Raw genomic sequence first — 6324 nt, 5'->3', positions numbered from 1 at the left:
ATCAGTGTACTCTGGTAACTCGTTAACCGCCGATTCTCCTTCATGGCCTGGTTCTTGTGTTCCTTTAGTTGCTACTGGATCAGTGTACTCTGGTAACTCCGGTTGGACCTCTGATTCTCCTTCATGTCCTGGCTCTTGTGTTCCTTTTGTCACTACTGGATCAGTGTACTCTGGTAACTCGTTAACCGCCGATTCTCCCTCACGTCCTGGTTCTTTTCATGTCCTAGCTCTTGCGTCCCTTTGGTCGCTATTGGATTAGTGTACTCTGGCGCTTCTTCTCGGACTACAGCTTCGCCTTCATGATCCGGTTCTTGCGTGCCTTTGGTTTCTAGTGGTTTAGTATATTCTGGAGTTTCCTCGCGAACTGCAGCTTCGCCTTCATGACCCAGTTCTTGTGTTCCTTTTGTTGCCACCGGGTTTGTGTATTCTGGTAAATCTTCGCGAACTACTGATTCTCCCTCATGACCGGGCTCTTGCGTGCCTTTGGTTTCCAATGGAAGTTTATACTCTGGTCGATCATTTGTCGTCGCCAATACTTCCTCTTCCGCACTCTGCACCGTTGTAGCAGACACAGGATTTCCTTGTTCTGGCAATGTTGGTCGAACTACAGATTCTCCTTTGTGATCCGAATTCTGCTCAACTTGACTTGCGAGTGAATCATTAGAAGATAGATTGTCTGCTACTATATAAGATTTTTCTGAAAGTCCATCATCCCCTGATGCTTCACCTTGTAAACTAACCTTCCCCTGTCCTTGGTTCCATTCTAAATCAGCTGAATGAACTACATCTGATGTTTTTGTAGAGTTTGGTTGACTATCTCTTTGAGCAGATTATTTCCCATCAACTGTCCTTGAAATCTCTGTATTATCCTGTTTCTTAGTTTTGATATAACCAATATATTGATAACCTTCGATTTTCAGAGGCTCTGGCAAATGTTCCCCGACTCCGATAGAAAGCTGACTATTATAGGCAGATAAAATTTGGCTGGTCAACCCAAAAGCACTGGCCGGCAACAATTGAACTCCCATGCTAGTCAAAAGCAGAAAATGAACAAGTCGTTTCTTTCCATTTTCCCTTTTAGAAACCAATAAAACTAACAAGCTCAATCCTGCAGTAAAAAGGAAAGTACCAACAGTTGGGTTAAAACCTGTATTCGGTAAAAACTGTTGAGATCTATAAACCAAGTAATAAGTATCATCTGATTCTTCAGCCAGTTGTGGAAGGGCCTCTACCAGCAAGGATTTTTCCTCGTCTGTCAATTCACCCTCGGTCATATACTTATAATGAATTGGACTTTCCATATTATCGGCTGATACCGATTGAATCCCTTGACTCATCAAAAAGAAACTAGATACAGTAACTGATACCAATCCCACTGACAACTTTCTCATCGAGAAACTCTGGCGTTTCTCACCAATGCTTTTTCGGCTCATATTAACCTCGCTTTTTCTATACTCTTTATATCAATCTATATTTTGTAGCATAAAAGTATAAACATAAAAAATAATATAGTATGGAATTTTCTGAGTACTTTTCAATAATTACTTATCATTATACAATAAATCGATAGAAATTTCTATTGAAATATACTTAAAAATATACTGCAATTTTATAGAAGAATACAGTGAACTGCAACAATGGAAAANGGAAACAAAATCTAAACAAATAAGTGAGGAGTTTCAAACTAATTACAGTATTTTTTAATTAGATTACCGATTATGCTTTTAATATACTATAAAATATTAGTTCATAATAGAAAATTCTGAGATTGAAGCAACAAAGAGTCCAGTCTTTATAAACCAAAAGAGGTCAATGTTCGCCATCAACCTCTTTCTGATAGTTTATTCTTTTTGGGATAAGTAAGATGAATACTTTACCTATGACTTGCTATTTTCAGCCTAGTTTACCCATTCACCATTACCATTTACATTATAACCATCTGGTGTTGTTGTGTTCACAGCCAAAGCTCCTGAACCATATGCATAGTACCAGTATTGACCAACTTTAAACCAACCTGTCTTCATGATACCTGATTGATCAAGATAATACCAAGTACCATTTTCCTTATACCAGCCTGTCTTCATAGCTCCTGAGCCATCAAAGTAGAACCATCTGCTACCATCTGTTCCCCAGCCTGTAAACATCGCGCCTGAACTATCAAGGAAATACCATGTTCCATCAACTTCTACAAATCCAGTCTGCATGACACCTAAATCATTCAAGTAGTACCATTTACCACCTGTTTTCACCCATCCTGTCTTCACATCACCAGACTCATAAAAATACCATTTACCATTAGATTGCACCCAGCCAGACTGACTAGATGTAGATGTTCTAAAATCTTTCAACGATTTTTCTACAACTGTAGCTTTACTTTTAACGGTTGAAAGGTTTGAGGCAGTCACTTCTGTATATTGAATAGCAGAACCATAGCCACCAGCCAATTCTTCTGAAGAAGCATCATCACCTAAAGCTAGAGAAATCGTTGCTACTTGCTGAGAGCTGGCTGCATTTTTAAAGGCCGCGAGACCCACATAGGTAAATTTAGAATTGATCAAAACCTCATAATAACCTGTAAATTCTTTAGATGTTCCAGCCTTCTTTTTCGCTACATAATTCGCCTTCTCAGCATGCCAGTTTTCAATTGCTTTTAGAAAACCTTCATAGTTTACATCTAAAGCTTCTCCTCTTATACTATTACTAGATGGAAAAGCAGTCCAGATTTCTTTCGTAGAAAGACGCTCAGGTTTCAAAGCTACTGACACCTCAGTAGCGCGTACAAAAGCAGTTTTCTCAAGATCAGTAGACCATTTAATAGGGACATACTTATCTACCAAACCTTCATCAGCTGCTTCCTTACGAATCTTATTGATTGCATCCAAAATAGCTTGTTTGTTTGGAGTCAAAAATTCTCCCTTAATTCCGACCAAAACGTTGCCACTAGAAGGTTTTAGCACCTCTGAGGTCAATACATTTTCATTTTTACCATTAATAGATTGTGTTGCCACCAATCTGTCATTCGCAAAAACATCAGTTGTCAAAACTGCTCCAGCCAAGGTCAAGGTCAAGGCACTAGCAAATACAATTTTCTTCATTGTTTACTCCTTATATCTTTTGAATCGTATCTTGATAAATACTTCTCAACACACAATTATATCATATTTTCCTATTCTTTGTCCGTTTCTACTAATGTCATGAGGCAAATGATATTCCCCCCGAAAAGTATAAACTTTATCCTTTATTTCACAACAAGCTCATAACGTGTCTTACTGGTGAAGGTTTGACCGACTTTGAGGATAACCTGGTCTTTGAGGTCACTGTGAATGGCATCTGGTAAAGCTTGCGCTTCAAGGGCAATCCCATTGTGCTGAATCATTGGCTGACCTCCTATGATGACACTCTCATCCACAAAGTTTGCTGTGTAGACTACAAAGCAAGGAGCCTCTGTCTTGAAGAGCAGGAAGCGACCTGAGTTTTGGTCATAAAGGAATCCAGCATTGTCATGTCCCGCAGGAAGCGCAAATGGGTGATCCAAACCTGATACCAGCTGGATTTGCTCATCGTCCTCTGCAAAGATATCCTTGAGCAAGGCACCATTATAGATGTGTTTGACCACATTACGATTTGCATCTGGAGTTTTGGCAGGAACACCGTCGGGAGCGATTGGGTAAATGCCCTCTGTGTTTAGTTGGAAGACATGACGGTCAATCGTCTGCGTGAAATCACCAGACAAGTTAAAATAGCTGTGGTTGGTTGGATTGACCAGCGTATCCTGATCTGTCGTTACCTTGTAGCTGATTTCATAGGCACCAGTTTCTTCCAAGTGGTAACTGATCCAAATCTTAAGATTACCAGGGAAACCTCCTGTACCATCTGTACGTTCTGTGTAGAGGGTCAAGCCATGGTCGCTCACTTCAACTAGTTCAAACAAGCTAGAATCCCAACCAGTTGAACCACTGTGGTTACAGTTGCTAGCATTGTTGACTTCAAGGTCATAAGTCTTGCCATTGAGCTCAAAGGTCGCACCTGCAATACGACCTGCCACAGGACCTACGCTCGCTCCATGCTTAGGACTATTGCCCACATAGCTATCAAAGTCATCAAATCCCAAGATAACGTTGGCAAAATGTCCATCCTTGTCAGGTGTAACATAGCGCAAGATGGTCGCACCATAAGTCATGACCTCAAGTTGGTAACCACTGTCCGTCTCAAAACGATAGGCCAAGACATCCTTGCCCTCAACATTTCCAAATACACGCTCTGTATATGCTTTCATTCTGTTCTCCTTTTACTATTTCTCTCAAGCAAACAAACCATAGAAAGCGTACTGACAATCTATGGTTTATCTGATAATTTACAAATCCTCTTGTCAAAAATTCATAAACACTGTCTTATACTCAATGAAAATCAAAGAGCAAACTAGGAAGCTAGCCACAGGCTGTACTTGAGTACGGCAAGGCGACGCTGACGTGGTTTGAATTTGATTTTCGAAGAGTATTACTTTTGATATTCGTGAATGATCACACCTTGTACCACACGGTTTACTGTACCTGTAGGAGACGGTGTATCTGGTTTGTTTTCTACCTTGAGTGAAGTCAATAGGGCAAAGAGTTGGGCATAAACGATGTATGGGAAGACACGGTAAATATCATTCAAGACACCGCCACAACCAAGGGCCACTTCTTTGACATTTTCCAGACCAGAGGCTTGATCACTAAAAAGCACAACACGGCGAGCAATCTGGTCACCAGCAACTTCACGAACCAAGTCCAAGTCGTACTTACGAGTGTAGTCTGTCGTTGTACCAAAGACCAAGACAACTGTATTTTCGTTGATAAGAGATTTTGGACCGTGACGGAAGCCAACTGGACTTTCATACATTGTCGCCACTTGGCCAGCTGTTAATTCCAAAATCTTGAGCTGAGCTTCATGAGCAAGTCCAAAGTAAGGACCCGCGCCAAGGTAGATGACTCGGTTAAAGTCTAGGTCAACAAGCTCTTTGACATCTTCTGCATTGTCTAGAACTTTACGAGCAAGACTAGACACAACTTCAAAACGTTCAGCTTTCACAGCAAATTCTGTAGGATCAAAGACCAAGAGAGCTGTCAACATCATAGACGTAAAGCTAGAGGTCATAGCAAATCCAGCATCATTGGAAGCAGCTGGTTGCAAGAGCAAGAGATTGCGGTTATCGCCATGGGCTTGAAGAGCCAATTTACCGTCCGCTGCACAAGTAATCGTCACTTGATAAAGCTCATCCACCAAGGCCTTGGCCAAATCAACAGTTGCAACACTTTCAGGCGAATTCCCACTACGAGCAAAAGATACAAGGACAGTCGCCACATCTTTTTTCAAATAAGTTTCTGGATTGGCAACAATATCTGTGGTCGCAATAGCATTAAAATTCCACTTGCGTTCGTCATAGACTTCCTTAAAGTAAGGTACCAAGGTATCTCCCACATAAGCAGAAGTCCCAGCACCTGTCAAAATAACCTTAATATAGTCATGTTTATCCGCAATCCCTTGTAGAAAGGCTGCAATTTCTTCACGTTTTGCTTGATAAGATTCAAAAGCTTCTTTCCATACATCAGGCTGTTGGTAGATTTCACGTGTAGTGATTTCTGCGCCCAATTCAATTAAGTCTTCTTTTGTATAATGTAGCATTGAGTTCCTCTTTTTCTATTAAATATGGGAATGGGAGTAAGCCCCATTCCCATGTATATTCTATATAAAATGCTCTAACGATTTTCACGTTATCACATCGTATACTCAATGAAAATCAAAGAGCAAACTAGGAAACTAGCCGCAGGCTGCTCAAAGCACTGCTTTGAGGTTGCAGATAGAACTGACGAAGTCAGTAACATATACCTACGGCAAGGCGACGCTAGTATGGTTTAAAGAGATTTTCGAAGAGTATTATTCATCTTCATCATCATCGAAGCCAGCTAACAGGTCATTAACTTTCACAATGCTTTCTGCAGCACGGCTCTTGTAGTCCGCATCTGCACCTGTAAGGCTCGCATTGATAAATTCAATCACCATTGGAAGATTCATTCCTGCATAAAGTTCGATGTCGCGACCTTCCATAATCAAACGGCTTACCACGTTACATGGTGTTCCACCGAGAAGATCCGCAAAGACTAAGAAATCATCCAATCCTTCAATAGTAGCTTCAAATTTTGCAGTAAAGTCTTCTGGGCCATCTTCTGGAAGAAGAGCCACTGCATGAATATTGTCTTGTGGACCCATGATCATTTCTGTGCTACCTTTAAGCTCTTCACAGAAACGACCATGACTCACCAAAATTAATGATTTAGCCATAAA

The 6324-nt window shown here is 40.8% G+C and carries 5 protein-coding genes and 1 pseudogene; all 6 read right to left on the bottom strand.

From position 1 onward, the window contains the following. A partial coding sequence (locus tag D8787_RS12105) for an SIALI-17 repeat-containing surface protein (protein ID WP_185776753.1) occupies window positions 1-153 on the bottom strand: 153 nt, incomplete at its 3' end. A 41-nt stretch (window positions 154-194) separates the two neighbouring features. Next, window positions 195-1433, bottom strand: a pseudogene (locus D8787_RS04905) (YSIRK-type signal peptide-containing protein); the annotation flags it as partial. A 465-nt stretch (window positions 1434-1898) separates the two neighbouring features. Beyond that, on the bottom strand, window positions 1899-3095 hold the full coding sequence (locus D8787_RS04900) for a CAP domain-containing protein (protein WP_125421331.1): 1197 nt from the start codon (window positions 3093-3095) through the stop codon (window positions 1899-1901). Between the two features lie 143 nt (window positions 3096-3238). Next, complete coding sequence (locus D8787_RS04895) at window positions 3239-4276, bottom strand: aldose epimerase family protein (protein WP_125421328.1); 1038 nt, start codon at window positions 4274-4276, stop codon at window positions 3239-3241. Window positions 4277-4497: 221 nt separating this feature from the next. Further along, entirely contained in the window at window positions 4498-5664 is a 1167-nt protein-coding gene (locus D8787_RS04885) for an SIS domain-containing protein (protein ID WP_125421325.1), read from the bottom strand. 252 nt (window positions 5665-5916) lie between these two features. Next, entirely contained in the window at window positions 5917-6321 is a 405-nt protein-coding gene (locus D8787_RS04880) for a PTS sugar transporter subunit IIA (protein WP_125421322.1), read from the bottom strand. Between the last annotated feature and the right edge of the window lie 3 nt (window positions 6322-6324).

The organism is Streptococcus mitis (genome assembly GCF_003944325.1).
Classification (GTDB): domain Bacteria; phylum Bacillota; class Bacilli; order Lactobacillales; family Streptococcaceae; genus Streptococcus; species Streptococcus mitis_CW.
This window is presented reverse-complemented; position numbering and strand designations above follow the sequence as displayed.